General features: G+C 70.6%; 15 protein-coding genes. 4 read left to right on the top strand and 11 right to left on the bottom strand.

Annotated features, from left to right (window positions below; all coding sequences use genetic code 11):
* Positions 1–4 precede the first annotated feature (4 nt).
* The 3 genes from QUC20_RS12330 (at position 5) to QUC20_RS12320 (ending at position 2,902) form a co-directional block, all read left to right on the top strand.
* Complete coding sequence (locus tag QUC20_RS12330; protein ID WP_023955526.1) at positions 5–406, top strand: cytidine deaminase; 402 nt, start codon at positions 5–7, stop codon at positions 404–406.
* Positions 403–1,713 (top strand): thymidine phosphorylase, encoded by a 1,311-nt coding sequence (locus QUC20_RS12325; RefSeq protein WP_289330063.1) that lies wholly within the window; start codon positions 403–405, stop codon positions 1,711–1,713. The genes QUC20_RS12330 and QUC20_RS12325 overlap by 4 nt, the downstream gene beginning before the upstream one ends.
* Before the next feature lie 73 nt (positions 1,714–1,786).
* Positions 1,787–2,902 (top strand): adenosine deaminase, encoded by a 1,116-nt coding sequence (locus QUC20_RS12320; protein WP_289330062.1) that lies wholly within the window; start codon positions 1,787–1,789, stop codon positions 2,900–2,902.
* Positions 2,903–2,982: 80 nt separating this feature from the next.
* Here QUC20_RS12320 and QUC20_RS12315 read toward each other — a convergent pair whose 3' ends face one another.
* From QUC20_RS12315 to QUC20_RS12280, 8 genes are all read right to left on the bottom strand, one after another.
* Entirely contained in the window at positions 2,983–3,783 is an 801-nt protein-coding gene (locus QUC20_RS12315; RefSeq protein ID WP_289331520.1) for an endonuclease domain-containing protein, read from the bottom strand.
* A 202-nt stretch (positions 3,784–3,985) separates the two neighbouring features.
* On the bottom strand, positions 3,986–4,783 hold the full coding sequence (locus QUC20_RS12310; protein WP_289330061.1) for an alpha/beta hydrolase: 798 nt from the start codon (positions 4,781–4,783) through the stop codon (positions 3,986–3,988).
* Positions 4,780–5,946, bottom strand: coding sequence for a mannitol-1-phosphate 5-dehydrogenase (locus QUC20_RS12305; protein ID WP_120264663.1), 1,167 nt, complete (start codon positions 5,944–5,946; stop codon positions 4,780–4,782). Before QUC20_RS12305 ends, QUC20_RS12310 begins: the two co-directional genes overlap by 4 nt.
* On the bottom strand, positions 5,943–6,380 hold the full coding sequence (locus QUC20_RS12300) for a PTS mannitol transporter subunit IIA (RefSeq protein WP_023955519.1): 438 nt from the start codon (positions 6,378–6,380) through the stop codon (positions 5,943–5,945). The genes QUC20_RS12305 and QUC20_RS12300 overlap by 4 nt, the downstream gene beginning before the upstream one ends.
* 86 nt (positions 6,381–6,466) lie before the next feature.
* A complete protein-coding gene (locus tag QUC20_RS12295; RefSeq protein WP_289330060.1) occupies positions 6,467–8,050 on the bottom strand; it encodes a PTS mannitol transporter subunit IIBC in 1,584 nt (527 codons plus the stop codon).
* A gap of 53 nt (positions 8,051–8,103) precedes the next feature.
* Positions 8,104–9,759, bottom strand: a complete 1,656-nt coding sequence (gene ptsP / locus QUC20_RS12290; protein ID WP_289330059.1) for a phosphoenolpyruvate--protein phosphotransferase — start codon at positions 9,757–9,759, stop codon at positions 8,104–8,106.
* 50 nt (positions 9,760–9,809) lie between these two features.
* Positions 9,810–10,082, bottom strand: a complete 273-nt coding sequence (locus QUC20_RS12285; RefSeq protein WP_120264666.1) for an HPr family phosphocarrier protein — start codon at positions 10,080–10,082, stop codon at positions 9,810–9,812.
* The gene (locus QUC20_RS12280) at positions 10,079–10,429 is read right to left on the bottom strand and encodes a PTS sugar transporter subunit IIB (RefSeq protein WP_120264667.1); all 351 of its coding nucleotides are present in this window, start codon (positions 10,427–10,429) and stop codon (positions 10,079–10,081) included. The genes QUC20_RS12285 and QUC20_RS12280 overlap by 4 nt, the downstream gene beginning before the upstream one ends.
* A gap of 107 nt (positions 10,430–10,536) precedes the next feature.
* Between QUC20_RS12280 and QUC20_RS12275 the strand changes: the two genes are divergently transcribed.
* Complete coding sequence (locus QUC20_RS12275; protein WP_289330058.1) at positions 10,537–12,456, top strand: BglG family transcription antiterminator; 1,920 nt, start codon at positions 10,537–10,539, stop codon at positions 12,454–12,456.
* A 10-nt stretch (positions 12,457–12,466) separates the two neighbouring features.
* Here QUC20_RS12275 and QUC20_RS12270 read toward each other — a convergent pair whose 3' ends face one another.
* The 3 genes from QUC20_RS12270 to QUC20_RS12260 form a co-directional block, all read right to left on the bottom strand.
* Positions 12,467–13,036 carry a GNAT family N-acetyltransferase gene (locus QUC20_RS12270; protein ID WP_289330057.1) on the bottom strand — a complete coding sequence of 190 codons (570 nt, stop codon included), beginning with the start codon at positions 13,034–13,036 and terminating at the stop codon, positions 12,467–12,469.
* A gap of 61 nt (positions 13,037–13,097) precedes the next feature.
* A complete protein-coding gene (locus tag QUC20_RS12265) occupies positions 13,098–14,774 on the bottom strand; it encodes a phospho-sugar mutase (protein ID WP_289331519.1) in 1,677 nt (558 codons plus the stop codon).
* Between the two features lie 50 nt (positions 14,775–14,824).
* The gene (locus tag QUC20_RS12260; protein WP_120264670.1) at positions 14,825–15,658 is read right to left on the bottom strand and encodes a purine-nucleoside phosphorylase; all 834 of its coding nucleotides are present in this window, start codon (positions 15,656–15,658) and stop codon (positions 14,825–14,827) included.
* Positions 15,659–15,713 lie beyond the last annotated feature (55 nt).

Raw genomic sequence — 15,713 nt, 5'->3', positions numbered from 1 at the left:
TGCTGTGACAGACATCGATTGGGACGAGCTGCGCGCCGTCGCGACGGAAGCCATGACGCGTGCGTACGCACCGTACTCGCGCTACCGGGTGGGCGCGGCCGCGCTCGTCAGCGACGGACGCATCGTCTCGGGATGCAACGTCGAGAACGCGTCGTACGGCGTCGGGCTGTGCGCCGAGTGCGCCCTCGTCGGCGACCTGCACATGTCGGGCGGCGGACAGCTCGTCGCCTTCGTGTGCGTCAACAACGACGGGCAGACGATCATGCCGTGCGGTCGGTGCCGCCAGCTGCTGAACGAATTCGCCCTGCCCGGAATGCTGCTCGAGACCGTCTCGGGCATCCGCACGATCGACGAGGTGCTGCCCGACGCGTTCGGGCCCCGCGACCTCGAGGAGGCCGCCCGATGAGCGCCGAGTCCACCGCATCCGCTGTCGAGGCGTTCGACGCCGTCGACGTCATCCGCACCAAGCGCGACGGCGGCGCCGTCCCCGAGGAGGCGCTCCGGTGGATGATCGACGCGTACACGCGTGAGTACGTGGCCGACTCGCAGATGGCGGCGTTCGCCATGGCGGTACTGCTCAACGGGATGGAGCGCGACGAGATCCGCGTCATGACCGACGCGATGATCGCCTCGGGTGAGCGCATGAGCTTCGCCGGACTCGGCAAGCGCACGGTCGACAAGCACTCCACCGGCGGTGTCGGCGACAAGATCACCCTGCCCCTCGCGCCGCTCGTCGCCGCCTTCGGTGTCGCCGTGCCGCAGCTGTCGGGCCGTGGCCTCGGACACACGGGCGGCACGCTCGACAAGCTCGAGTCGATCCCCGGGTGGCGTGCGGCGCTGTCGAACGACGAGATGTTCGCTCAGCTGCGCGACGTCGGTGCCGTGATCTGCGCCGCAGGCTCGGGCCTCGCGCCGGCCGACAAGCGGTTGTACGCGCTGCGCGATGTCACCGGCACGGTCGAGGCGATCCCGCTGATCGCGTCGAGCATCATGTCGAAGAAGATCGCCGAGGGTACGGAATCGCTCGTGCTCGATGTGAAGTTCGGCTCCGGCGCCTTCATGAAGGACGTCGACAAGGCGCGCGAGCTCGCCCGCACGATGGTCGCGCTCGGCGCCGACTCGGGCGTTGCGACGACCGCGCTCCTCACCGACATGAACGCACCCCTGGGCCTTGCGATCGGCAACGCGAACGAGGTCCGCGAATCGGTCGAGGTCCTCGCCGGCGGCGGCCCCGCCGACGTCGTCGAGCTCACCGTGGCGCTGGCGCGCGAGATGCTCGCGCTCGCAGGACAGCCCGACGCGGACGTCGAGGCGGCCCTCGCCGACGGCCGGGCGATGGACGTCTGGCGCCGCATGATCCAGGCACAGGGCGGCGACCCGGATGCCGCGCTCCCCGCGCCCCGCGAGACGCACACGGTCACCGCGCCGACCGCCGGCGTGATCTCCCGGCTCGAGGCGCTGCCCTTCGGCATCGCCGCCTGGCGCCTCGGCGCCGGTCGCGCCCGCGCCCAGGACCCGGTCATCCACGCCGCGGGCATCGACCTGCACGTCAAGCCGGGTGACGAGGTGGCTGCCGGTCAGCCGTTGTTCACCCTTCTGGCCGATGATGGTGCGCGGTTCGACCGTGCTCTCGACGCGCTGCACGGCGCGTGGGAGATCGACGACGACGCTCCGCCCGCGGGGCCGCTCGTCCTCGAGCGCATCACAGCCTGAGCTCCGGCATCCGTTCGTCGGGTGCCGTCCTTCCTAACCGTCCTACCCGCTCGTTCACACCAGGGAGCCCGCCATGCCGATCGAACAGCACGCCGACGTGAAACTGCAGGGCGTCTCGGTGCGGTCGCTGCCGAAGGTCTCGCTGCATGACCACCTCGACGGCGGCGTGCGTCCCGCCACGATCGTCGAGCTGGCCGACGAGCTCGGAACCGACCTGCCCGAGACCGACGCGGACGACCTCGCCGACTGGTTCGAGGAGCAGAGCGATTCGGGTTCGCTCGTGGACTACATCAAGACCTTCGAGGTCACACTCGGGGTCATGCAGACCCGTGAGGGGCTGCGCCGCATCGCGCGCGAGTTCGTCACCGACCTCGCCGCTGATGGCGTGGTCTACGGCGAGGTGCGCTGGGCGCCCGAGCAGCACCTGCGCGCTGGTCTGTCGCTGCAGGACGCCGTCGACGCCGTGCAGGAGGGCATCGAGGAGGGCGAGGATGCCGCCGAGGCTGCGGGCGACGACATCCGTGTCGGTCAGATCCTGTCGGCGATGCGTCAGGCCGACCGCTCGCTGGAGATCGCCCGTCTGGCGGTCGACAACCGCGGCCGCGGCGTCGCGGGCTTCGACATCGCGGGCCCCGAGGACGGCTTCCTTCCGGCGGGCCACCGCGAGGCGTTCGACTATCTCGCCTCGGAGTTCTTCCCGGTGACCGTGCACGCGGGTGAGGCCGCGGGCCTCGACTCGATCCGTTCGGCGCTCATCGACGGGCGTGCGCTGCGCCTCGGCCACGGTGTGCGCATCGCTTCGGACCTCAACGTCGTCTCACGTGAGGGCGAAGAGGTGCTCGTCCAGTTCGGCGACCTGGCGCGGTGGGTGCGCGACCGCGAGATCCCGCTCGAGCTGGCACCGTCCTCGAACCTGCAGACCGGTGCCATCGCCGGCTGGGGCACGCAGTGGGAGGATCACCCCTTCGATCTGCTGTACCAGCTGGGCTTCTCGGTCACGGTGAACGTCGACAACCGCACCCAGAGCCGGACATCGCTCACGCGTGAGCTCGCGACCCTGGCGCAGACCTTCGACTACGACCTCGACGATCTCCAGGCCTTCCAGCTGAACGCCGCCGCCGGCGCGTTCCTCTCGGTCGAGGATCGGGAGGAGCTCATCGAGGTCATCGCGGAGGGCTTCGGAGCCTGACCCCGGCTAACTCCTCAGTTCTGTGCCGGGTCCGCCGAGTTTCTGGGTTCGACCGAGGCTAGGGAGCCCGGTATGAGGAGTTATCGCGTTGGACGGTGGGCGACCACAGCGCGAAGCTGCTGCGCCAGCCGGTCACGGTTGTGGAAGATGTCCTCGGCTAGCGGGCGAATAGTCGTGTACCCCTGGGCTGCGGCTGCGAGATCTCGTCGCCTGTCGCGCTTCTGAGCATCCCAGCCGGAGTGGTGGGCTTCGCTGTCGCATTCGACGATCAGCCAGCCTTCGACGAGGAAGTCGACCCGGCCGACTCCCGGAATGTCGACCTGAGTCTCGAATCGGCATCCGATCGCACGGAGGACGAGGCGGAGGAGTGACTCGGAACCGGATTCTGCTGAGGGGTCGAGGAGGAGCTGTAGCCGGCGGTATCGGCGCGGCAGGCGTGCGAAGATCTCGGCAATGCCCTCAGCGTCGATCATGCGCTGGTGCCATGCGCTGTCGAGCGTGGCGACTGCGGCGCGGGGATCTTGGCAGCGGCACGCCTGCGCCAGCGCGGAGACGAGATCGGCGGTAACCGAGGTCGGCGGGTCGTCATCCGTTCGCCAGTGTCGGACGACACCGTCGGGGGCTTCCGGCAGCCTGCTGGACCCCACGCGGGCGTTGACGTGGAGCGGATGCCGGTCCAGCACGAAGACGCCGACAGCCCTCAGCAGTGAAACGCAGTCCAGCCGGCAGCCCAGCCGCGCCGCCGCGAGGATATCGGGATGGGTCGAGCCGGGCAGATAGCGCCCGCGGCGGACGCGTACGAGTGTTACCTGCGCGAGCGCGCGGTCGACCTCTGAACGGCGGAGACCGAGGTCCGTCGCGCTCTTCCAATCTGTCGGCATCACGTCGGCAGTATGCGAACTCTGTGCCTACCGTGATCGAGGTAAGTGGGGTGCTGAGGACAGCAGACCTCGGGATCAGCTTTGGGGAGGGCCCGCCGCCCGGGCGTCAACTCCTCAGTGTTCCAGCCTCAGTAGGGCCTGCGGCAGTCTCAGGCGCCTCCGATGCCCATATCTGAGGAGTTCGGCCGCCCCGGGCGCCGGGTCAGCGGGGGAGGGATGCCACGAGTGCCGACAGCGCCGCGGTGACCTCGGCCCGCATGTCGGCGGGCGAGATCGAGGGGGTACCGTCGCCGGCCTGGGGACCGTAGTCGCCGAAGGATGCGTGGCTGGCGCCGGCGATCTCGACGAAAGTCGCACCGGCGGGCAGCAGGTGGCGGTTGTCGTCGACCTTCTGCGGTGTGGTCAGGCCGTCGTCCGAGCCCGACAGGCTCAGCACCGGCAGCCCTGATGCCGACAGGTCGGTCGCGCAGTATGACCCGAACAGGACGAGCCCGTCGGCATCCGTCGCCAACTGGCACGCCCGTACGCCGCCGAGCGAGTGCCCGCCAACCAGCCAGGTCTCGACCCCGGGGACGAGGTCCGTGAACGACGAGAGCGGCCGCGGGTCGAAGAACGCGAGGTTGAGCCACGGCCGGGTGATCACCACCGTCACATCGTCGTCGGCCACCACGTCGGCGAGGATCGCCGCGTATGCCTCGGCCTGCACTTTCGCGCCCGGCACGAAGACGAGGCCGACACCCCCCGGTCCCTCGGCGGGTTCGAGCACGAGGCTGCCGTCGACCTCCGACATCGCGATGCGCGCGTCGGCGCGGACGGCGGCGAGGGGCTCCGCCTCGGCGTCCATGACTCCGACCTGGCTCCAGACGAGGATGCCGACGACGGCGGCCACCAGGATGCCGGCGATCGACAGCAGGCCGACGCGGACGATCCGTCGCGTCCGCAACCGACGGTGCGGGCGTCCGGGCTCGTCACCCGCCGCCCGCACCGCCGCGTCGCTCATCGGGGGTCTGAGCCGATCGCCGACTGGCGCTCGGCGACCGCGCGCTCGACCCGCGCGAAGAGCGGGTGCGAGGGCTCGAGTCCCGTCACCGAGGCCGTGAAGGATGCCGCATCCTCGGTGCGCAGGCGCTGCTGCAGCTCGACGGACTGCGGGTCCTCCGGGTCGTCGAACGCAAGGGCGGCGCCGATCGCCGCGACCAACGCATCCACCGACAGGCCGGCCTCGGCCGCTTCCGCGGCGGGGCCGACGAAGCGCTCGTGCCGGGAGAGCTTGCGGAGGGGCTGGCGTCCCACGCGTCCGACGGTGTCGGGCAGCTCGGGGTTGGCGAAGCGCCGCAGGATCGTGGCGCGGTACTCCGCGAGCTCGCCGGCGTCGAGACCGTGCTTGTGGACGAGGAGCGCCGAGGTCTCTTCGAGCGCGGCCGAGACGCTCGCGGCGATCTCGGGTACGGCGAGGGCTTCGGCCACGGTCGGGGTACCGGCCTGCGCACCGAAGTACGCCGTCGTGGCGTGTCCGGTGTTGACCGTGAAGAGCTTGCGCTCGATGTAGGGCTCGAGGTCGTCGACGAAGTGCGCGCCGGGGATGTTCGGCAGGTCGCCCCCGAACGGGCCGGACTCGATCGCCCACTCGTAGAACGGCTCGACCGTGACGTCGACGCCGGCGCCCGCGGGCTGCGCGGGCACGATGCGGTCGACGGCGGTGTTGGCGAAGATCGCTCGGCCCGAGACGGCCTCCCACGCGTCACCGGCCTGGGCGCGGATCTCGTCGCGCAGCAGGTCGGTGGCACCGATCGCGTTCTCGCACGCCATCACGGCCAGCGGAGCGGCCGCGGGGTCGCGCAGCGCGAGACCGGCGAGGATGTGCGGCGCGATGAACTTCAGAACAGTGGGACCCACCGCGGTCGTGACGACGTCCGCGGTCGCGACGGCATCCGCGACGGCCTGCGGGTCCTCCGCGCTGTTGAGTGCGCGGAAACCGGTGACGGTGCGGTCGACACCGCCCTCGCCGACCTCGTGGACGGTGTACTCGGACGCGGCGTTGATGGCGTCGACCAGGGGAGCGGCGACATCGGAGAAGACGAGCTCGTAGCCGCCTTCGTTCAGGAGGAGGCCGACGAAGCCGCGGCCGATGTTGCCGGCTCCGAAGTGGACCGCGGTGCTCACTGGTTCACCGAAGCGAGCAGGGCGTAGAGCTCGTCGGGGGTCTGCGCGGCCTTCAGTCGGGCGACGTCGTCCTCCTCGGAGAAGAGCAGGGCGATCTGCGACAGGATGTCGAGGTGCTCGTCGCCCTTGCCGGCGATGCCGACGACGAACGACACGGGCTCCCCGCCCCAGTCGACGCCGCCGTCGTAGCGGACGAACGACAGCGCCGAGTCGAGGATCGCGTCCTTGGTCTCGTTGGTGCCGTGGGGGATGGCGAGCTCGTTGCCCATGTACGTCGACACGGTCTGCTCCCGCTGCTGCATGGCGTCGAAGTACGCGGAAGTGACGGCACCTGCGGACTCGAGAAGGTCAGCGGCCTCCTTCATCGCCTCTTCGCGGGTAGCGCTTCCGGAGTGGATGCGGATCTGACCGATGTTCAGGACCTCACGTGCCATGTCTGTCTCCTTCGAGTGATGTTGCGGGGGGATGACGCGGGGCCGAGGCGGATGGACCGCCCCGGCCCCGGGTCTGGGTTTCGAGCCTATGCGTCGGCGTCGTGCTGCTTGCGGACCATCTCCACGACCTCGTCGTACTTCGGCGAGTTCATGAAGTTGTCCACCGACACGTGCAGCGCGTCGGGGTTCTGCGCCTTCGCGCGGTCGGTCAGCTGCTGCTGCGTGATGACCAGGTCGGCGGTGCCGTCGAGGTTCGCGATGGCCTTGTTGACGACGGTGACGTCCTCGATGCCGGCCTTCTTCATCTTGTTGCGGAGGACGCTCGCGCCCATCGCCGACGAGCCCATGCCCGCGTCGCACGCGAACACGATCGACTGGATCGGCTTGGTCGCCGTCGCGGTGCCGGTGCCGGTGGCGGCGGCTGCGCCGGTGGCGGCGGCCGCACCCGATGCGCGCAGACCCGACAGGGCCTCCGAGCTCTTGCCCTTGTTGGCCTCGGTGCGTGCGATGGCGTCCTCGAAGGTGCCCTCACCGGCCGCCTCGCGGGCGAGGTCGCGCTTGCGGCCCGCCAGCAGGATTGCCGCCGAGACGGCGAACGTCACACCGGCCGAGATGATGACCGACAGGATGACGCCGAGGTGGCTGCCCGGCGCGGTCTGGATGAGCACCGCGAAGATCGACCCCGGCGAGGCTGCCGCGACGAGGCCGGAGTTGAAGATGGCGTTCGTGGCAACACCACTGGCGCCACCGGCGATGAGCGCGACGATCAGGAGGGGCTTCGCCAGCACGTACGGGAAGTACACCTCGTGGATGCCGCCGAAGAACTGGATGATGAACGCACCCGGTGCGGTACCGCGCGCGATGCCGACCCCGAAGACGGAGATCGCGAGCAGGAGGCCGGCACCCGGGCCGGGGTTGGCCTCGACGAGGAAGAGCAGGCTCTTCCCGGTCTCGAGCGACTCCTGGGTTCCGAGCGGGGTGAACACGCCGTGGTTGATGGCGTTGTTGAGGAACAGCACCTTCGCGGGCTCGACGATGATGCTCGCCAGCGGGATCAGGCCGCGGTCGACGAGGAAGCCGACGGCACCACCGAGCACGTCGGTGACGAACTTCATCACCGGGGCAAGCCAGAAGAAGGCTGCGAGCGCCGCGAAGAATGCGACGAAGCCGGCACTGAAGTTGTCGACGAGCATCTCGAATCCGGCGCGGACCTTGCCCGCCCACAGCTTCTCGATCCACTTGAGAGCCAGAGCGGTCAGGGGACCGGCGACCATCGCGCCGAGGAACATGATGGTGCCCGAGGCGCCCACGATGACGCCCATCGCCGCGACTGCGCCGACGACACCGCCGCGGACGCCGAAGACCATGCGGCCACCGGTGTAGGCGATCAGGGTAGGCAGCAGGTAGGTGATGATGGGACCGACCAGGCCGGTCCACTCGGTGCCGTCAGGGGTGACCCCGCCGCCGAGCATGCGGGAGTCGGCCCACTGCCAGGCTTCGATCGGCCCGTCCTGGCCGACCCATCCCGTGTCGATGAACAGAGCGGTGATCAGACCCCATGCGATGAAGGCCGCGATGTTGGGCATGACCATTCCCGAGAGGAAGGTTCCGAAGCGCTGGACGCGGACCCGGACCCCACCTCCCGCGGATGGTGTTGACGTCGTTGTCATTTCTGGTTCTCCTTCTGGTGCGGTGCAGTGTGTGGTGCGGGTGCTGGTGCTGATCAGATGCCGGCGGCGGTCTGCGCGGCGGCGCGTGCCGAGGCCGCGTCCGTCGCGGTCAGGGCGGCCTCGGCGATGCGACGTGCGTCGTCGAGGGTGTGGGCGAGCAGGGTGGCGCGGACGTCGGCGAGCGCGGTGGGCGCCATCGACAGGCTCGTGGCGCCGAGGCCCACGAGCACGACGGCCAGCAGCGGGTCGGCCGCGGCCTCGCCGCAGATGCCCACGGGCTTGCCGTTGGCCTGGCCCGCCTTGCCGGTCTCGTGGATGAGACGCAGCACGGCCGGGTGCCAGGGGTCCTGGAACGACGACACCGAACCGAGCAGGCGGTCGGCGGCGAGCGTGTACTGCGTCAGGTCATTGGTGCCGATCGAGGCGAAGTCGGCGACCTTGAGCACGTGGTCGGCGAGCAGCGCCGACGACGGCACCTCGACCATGACACCGGCGGTCTTGATGCCGTACTCGCGAGCGATTCCGACGAAGTACTCCGTCTCCTCGACGGTGGAGACCATGGGGGCCATGACCCACAGGTCGGCCTCGGTCGCGGCATCCGCTTCGGCGAGCGCGGTGAGCTGCTCGCGCAGGATGTCCTCGCTGGCGCGGAGGGCGCGGAGCCCGCGGAGCCCGAGCGCCGGGTTCTCCTCGTGCGCGTCGTTGAGGAATGCGAGCGGCTTGTCGGCCCCGGCATCCAGGGCGCGGACGACGACCTTCTGGCCCGGGAACGCCTGCAGCAGCTTCGTGTAGGCCTCGCGCTGCTGCGCGACGGTGGGGGCCTGAGCGGAGCTGAGGAAGAGGAACTCGGTGCGGAAGAGGCCCACGCCCTCGGCGCCGAGCTCGACGGCCTGCGCCGCTCCCTCGGGCTTGCCGAGGTTCGCCAGCAGCGGGATGGCCGTGCCGTCGGCGAGTGCACCGGGGGTGATCGGGGCGGATGCCGCCGACTTCCGCTCGTCGGCGCGGTTCTGGGCCTGCGCGAGCTCGTCGTCGCTCGGGTCGGTCGTGACGACGCCCTTCGCGGCGTCGACGATGACGGTCTCGCCGTCGGAGAGGCTCGCGGCCTCGGTGACGCCGACGACCGCGACGATCGACTTCTCACGGGCCAGGATCGCGGTGTGCGAGGTCGGACCGCCCTCGGAGGTGACCAGCGCGAGGACCATGTCGAGGTCGAGCAGCGCGGTGTCTGCGGGGGCGAGGTCCTTCGCGACGAGCACGAACGGGTGTCCCGGCTCGGGCACGCCCGGGGCGGGGACGCCGCGGAGGTGCGCGATGACGCGCTGCGCGACGTCGTCGAGGTCTGCGGCTCGCTCGCCGAGATAGCCGCCCATCGCCGACAGCTGGTCGCGGAACGAGGCGAAGGCGTCGTAGACGGCGAACTCACCGGTCTTGCCGGCCTGCAGGCGGGTCGCGACCTCGGCCTCGAGGCTCGGGTCCTCGGCCATCATGGCCTGCGCTTCGAGCACGTCGCGGGCGGCTCCGCCCGCCTGTGCGCCGCGCTGTTCGAGTTCACGCGCGACAGCGGCGACGGCATCCTTCACGCGCGCCGTCTCTTCGTCGAGCGAGCGCTCCGACTTCTCGTCCTTCGGAGCGGGAAGCGGCTCCGCCATCCGTGCGATCGGTCCCTGCGCGACTCCCAGGCCGATGCCCACTCCGCGAAGCTCACTCATTGCTCGATCTCCTTCGTATCGTCCGTGTTCGTATCGATGGTCGTTCGTGGTCACTCGTCGTGGTCGGTGGCGAGGAGGTCGGCGAGTTCGTCGAGGACGTTCTCCGCGCTGTCGCCGTCGGCCGTGAGGGTGACGTAATCGCCGTACTCGACGCCGAGCGCGATGACTCCGAGGATGCTCGCCGCGTTCACGGGCGAGCCCGATCCCTTCGAGATCGTGACGTTGGCACCCGACTGCTTGACCGCCTGGGCGAACAGCTTCGCGGGACGGGCGTGGAGCCCGTTGGACGATCCGATGCGGACGGTACGCGATGCCTCGCTCATGAGGAGGTCCTCTCCGTTGAAGGGATGTCGGTGCTGGAACGTGTGGTGGCAGCCGGAGCGGTGATCAGCGCGAGCGTCCGGCTGCCGTCGAGATCTCGGAAGATGTCGGCGGGCATCAGGATGACGCGCGTTCCGCGGGCAGCCGCGGCCTCGGTGATCCGGTCCAGCTTCGGGATGAGCTGGGGGCCGACGAGGACGATGTCCGCCGCGTCGAGATCGATCGGCAGTGACTGCTCGGTTCCGGCGGTGGCGGTGATGTCCAGACCGCGCGCTTGCGCCGCATGGCGCACTCGCTGTGCGACGAAAGTACTCGACGCACCCGCGCCGCATACGACCAGGATCCTCATCGACCCGCCTCCTCCTCTCCCCATTGTTGTGAGCGGCCTGAGAGGCGACAAGGCCTTCCTGCTTCCGCAGGGGCGGAAGGTGAGTCGGGCCATGATGGAATGGGAGCGTGACCAGGAGCCGGCAGGACCGCGTCCTCGCGATTCTCGCGCGAGACGGCGACTGGGTGACGGCAGCCGCGCTCGCCGACGCGATCGGGGTCACGCCGCGCTCCATCCGAAGCTATGTCACGGCGCTCAACGCCCGGGTCCCCGACGGCGCCGTGGTCGAGTCCGGGCCGCAGGGCTATCGTGCGGGGCCGGACAGTGCCGCCGCGGTGCACGTGGGTGACGCGGGCACACCTCGCGACCGGCTGCACCGCCTCGTGCGCGCACTGCTGGATTCCTCCGAGGGGATCGACCTCTTCGAGACCGCGGAGGCCTTCTTCGTCAGCCCCGCCACGATCGACGCCGACCTCGGCCGGGTGCGCGGCCTGCTCGGCGGCACCGAGCTCAGCCTCGAGCGCACGTCGTCGCGGGCGCGCCTGCGCGGCACGGAGATGGCTCAGCGGCGGCTCCTCAGCCGGCTCGCGCACGAAGAGACCGACGACGGATCGTTCGACCTCGACAGTCTTCGTCGCACTCTCGGCGAGCGGTCCGTCGGGGCGGTGGCCTTCGGCCCGTTCAAGGATGATCTCGTCGCCGAGCTCACCGAGCTCGGCTACTTCGTCAACGAGTTCGGCATCGGCGACGTCGTCATGCACATCGCCATCGCCGCCGATCGCATCACTCGAGGTCGGGCGCTCGAAGTGGCCGAGGCCGACGACGCCGCATTCCGCGCGGAGGTCGGCGACATCCTCGATCGCCTCACGCGACGCCACCTCGGGGTCGTCCTGGGCTCAGGCGACCGGCAGCACCTCGCCGCCCTCGTGCTCACACGTGTCGTCGCCCCGGGGGCGACCGAGCCGGCGGCGCTCATCCGCGAGCGCATCGACCCGGATGTCGCGACCGCGGTGCGCGACGTCGTGCGGCGCGCGGCCGCGGAGTTCCTCGTCGACATCGACCAGGAGGACTTCGTGCTGCGCCTGTCGCTGCACGTGCAGAACCTCAAACACCGGGCGCGTGAGCAGGCGTGGTCGCGGAACCCGCTCACCCGGTCGCTGAAGACGACGTATCCGATGATCTTCGAGGTCGCCGTCTACATCGCCGACGCGCTTCGGGGCCTCCTCGGCATCCCTCTCCTCGACGACGAGATCGCCTACATCGCGATGCACGTCGGCGGGCGCCTCGAACGCAGCCGGCTGTCGGCGCAGGCGCTGACGGCGACGATCGTCTGCCCCGGCTACTACGAGCTCCACGAGCTGCTGCGTTCCAGTGTCGACCGGTCGTTGGGGCAGGCACTGGATGTCGTGGGCGTCGAGACGCGCGTCGACCCGGACTGGGCCTCGATCGACACCGACCTCATCCTCTCCACCATCGCGCCTCCCGTGATGAGCGATCGGATCGTCCACATCCAGCCGTTCCTCACCGACGCCGACATCGATCGCGTGCAGACCGCCGCGGCCCGGCTTCGACGCGCTCGCCGCCTCGCGCGCCTGCGCGCCGAGCTCGAGCGCTACTTCGACCCCTCCGCCTTCATCCGCGGGCTCGACGGCGAGGGCGGGGAAGAGGCCTCGATACGCCGACTGGGCTCGCTGCTCGTCGAGCAGGGGGTCATCGACGACGACTACATCGAGCGCACGATCGAGCGCGAGCGGCTGTCGTCCACGGCCTTCACCGACGCGCTCGCCGTGCCGCACGCCATCGGCATGACGGCCACGCGAACGGCCATCTCGCTCGGCATCGCGGATCCCTCGATCGCGTGGGGCGACGGGCGGGTGCAGGTCGTGGCGATGGTGGCGTTCTCCGAATCGGATCGCGCCGCGTTCCAGACCGTCTTCGAGCAGCTGGTCGAGGTTTTCAGCGAGCGCGAGAGCGTGCAGCGGATCGTGCGCCGCGGCACGACCTTCAGCGCCTTCCTCGACGAGCTCGTGGCGGTCGTCGACGGCTGATCGCCTGCGCTCAGCGGGCCAGTCGCGCCCCGAGTCCCAGCTTCACCGCGGGCCACTCGTGCGGGAGCACGGAGTACACGACGGTGTCGCGCAGCGTTCCGTGCGGCCCGAGCCGGTGGTTGCGGAGCACGCCGTCCTGCTTCGCGCCGAGCCGCTCGATCGCCGCGCGCGATTGGCGGTTGTGCCATGACGTGCGGAACTCCACCGCGATGGCGTCGCAGGCCTCGAACGCGTGGGCGAGCAGGAGGCGTTTCGCGGCGGTGTTGACGGCTGTGCGCTGCACGGCGGGCGAGAGCCAGGTGTGCCCGATCTCGACTCTGCGGTTGGGCTGGTCGATGTTGCAGAACGTCGTCATCCCCACCGCGATGTCGCCCCGCAGCACGGCGAACGGGTTCATGTGCCCCTCGTCGCGCCAGGCGAGTCGCTGCGTGATGTCCGCCGACACCGAGTCGGGAACCGAGGTGTACCAGGCGTACTCGAGTCCGACGGTGGCCCGCGTCAGGTCGTCGGCATGGTCGTACGCGAGCGGCACGAGCCGCACGTGGTCGTCGGCGAGCTCTACGGGTTCGGTCAGCAGCACTCCCGAAGCCTAGCGGCGCGGAATGCGCGACGCGTGGGCCGTGCGTGCCGGAACGCGTGCGTCAGCCGATGGTCGCGAGCAGCTCGCGGACGCCGGCCTCGAGAGCGGCGAGCCGGGATACCGCGTCGGCGGGCGAGTCTCCGCGGACGTCGAGGTACAGCTTGAGCTTGGGCTCGGTGCCGCTCGGGCGTACGAGGATGCGGGCGTCGCCCTTGAGCCACAGTCGGAGGATGTCGCCGAGCGGCGGACCCGTCACCGGAGCGGCGAGATCCTCGAACGACACGACCGCGGCATCGCCGATCCGCGTGGGCGGCGCCGCGCGGAGGGCGGCGGTGATGCGCCCGATGACCGCGAGGTCGTCGACGCGCACCGACACCTGTCCGCTGGCGAAGCTGCCGAACTCGGCGTCGAACTCGGCGAGCAGGTCGCCCAGCGCACGGCCCTGCTCTCGCGCTTCGGCGGCGAGGCCGAGGATCGCGATGGCGGCGGAGATGCCGTCCTTGTCCTTGACCGTTTCGGGATTGACGAGGTAGCCGAGCGCCTCCTCGAATCCGAAGACGAGCCCGGGGGCGCGTGAGATCCACTTGAACCCGGTCAGGGTGGCGTGGAAGTCGAGGCCGTAGCGCTCGGCGACGACCTGGAGCGCGGGGGAGGAGACGAGCGAGCAGGCGAGCGATGCCCCCGGCGTCGTGCCACCCTCCGCGGCGCGACGCGCCGCGCGCCAGCCGAGCAGCAGACCGATCTGATTGCCCGTCAGCCGCCGCCAGCCGCCCTCCGCCGCGGCATCCGGAATCGCGACGGCGAGACGATCGGCGTCGGGGTCGTTGGCCAGGATGAACTCGGCGTCGTTCGCGCGCGCTGTCTCGAGCGCCAGGTCCATCGCGCCCGGCTCCTCGGGATTGGGGAAGGCGACGGTGGGGAACCGGCCGTCCGGCTCCGCCTGCTCGGCGACCTGAACGGGGTGGGGGTAGCCGGCGGCGTCGAGGATGCGCAGCATCGTCTCGGTCCCCACGCCGTGCATGGCGGTGTAGACCCAGCGCATCCCGTTCGCGCCGGCAGGAGCCGGGGCGACCGTCGCCGTCGCCGCGACGTAAGCCTCGACGACCGCGTCGTCGGCGGTCTCGTACCGCTCGGAGCGGGGGAGGGCCGAGATGTCGCCCGCGTCGGCCACCCGCTGGATGTGCGCGGCGATCTCAGCGTCGGCGGGCGGCACGATCTGCGAGCCGTCGTCGGCGCCGCCGAGGTAGACCTTGTACCCGTTGTCGTCAGGCGGGTTGTGGCTCGCGGTGACCATGACGCCCGCGTCAGCGCCGAGGTGCCGCACCGCGAACGCCAGAACCGGCGTCGGGAGCAGACGGGGGAGCAGGATGGCCCGCAGGCCGGCGCCCGCGAAGACCTCGGCGGAGTCCTGTGCGAACCGCGCTGAGCCCCGGCGTCCGTCGTAACCGATGACGACGACGGGAGGGGCGTCCGGGCCCGCCTTCTCGAGGAGGTACGCCGCCAGGCCCGCGGCGGCCTGCGTCACGAGAACGCGGTTCATGCGATTGCTTCCGGCGCCGAGCCGGCCTCGGAGTCCCGCGGTGCCGAAGGCCAGGCGGGTGCCGAAGCGGTCGACGAGGTCGGCTGCGGCGACGGCATCCCCCGCCTCAGCCGCCGCGATGACCGCGGCCAGCTCGTCCCGGGTCTCGGGGTCGGGATCCTGAGCGAGCCAGGCTCGCGCCGCGTCCCACGGCACCACCGGGGTCGTCGTCTCGACGCCCACGCCCGTGACAGGCTCGTCCGCGGCGGTCACAGCGCCTCGATCACGCGGGCGAGGAGCGCTGAGATCACCGGCTCGGCCTCGCGTCCGGCCTCGATCACCTCGGCATGGCTGAGGGGGCTCTCCTGGATGCCGGCGGCGAGGTTGGTGATGAGGGAGAACCCGAGGATCTCCATGCCGGCCTCGCGCGCGGCGATGGCCTCGAGCGCCGTCGACATGCCCACGATGTCGCCGCCGAGCGTGCGAGCCATCCGGACCTCGGCCGGCGTCTCGTAGTGCGGGCCGCGGAACTGCGTGTACACGCCCTCGTCGAGCGTCGGGTCGATCGAGCGGGCGATGTCGCGCAGCCGCGAGGAATACAGGTCGGTCAGGTCGACGAAGGTCGCGCCCTCGAGCGGCGAGTCGGCGGTGAGGTTCAGGTGGTCGCTGATCAGCACGGGCTGGCCGGGGCGCCACGTCGGCTTGATGCCGCCGGCGCCGTTGGTCAGCACCATGATCTTCGCGCCCGTGGCCGCGGCCGTGCGCACGCTGTGAACGACCCGGCGGACGCCGTGACCTTCGTAGTAGTGGGTGCGCGCGCCGATGACGAGGATGCGTTTGCCCTCGGGGGTCAGGATGCTGCGAAGCGTGCCGACGTGCCCCTCGAGCGCGGGCTTGCTGAATCCGGTGACGTCGGTGGCGGGAATGGTCGCCGTGGTCTCACCGATCAGCTCGGCCGCACGACCCCACCCGCTGCCGAGGGTGAGCGCGATGTCGTGGCGCTCGACGCCGCTGATACGGGCGATGTCGGCCGCGGCCTCGCGGGCCACATCGAGCGGGTCGACCGCGGGATCGTCGAGCGGGTGCACGGAGGAGTCAAGCATCCCCCCACTCTAAGACGCGCGACCGCTCCGACGCAGGCGTGCGCGATGGCCTCCG

This window comes from Microbacterium arborescens (assembly GCF_030369635.1).
Lineage (GTDB): Bacteria > Actinomycetota > Actinomycetes > Actinomycetales > Microbacteriaceae > Microbacterium.
The sequence above is the reverse complement of the archived record's forward strand: the minus strand, read 5'-3'. Positions and strand labels throughout refer to the sequence as shown.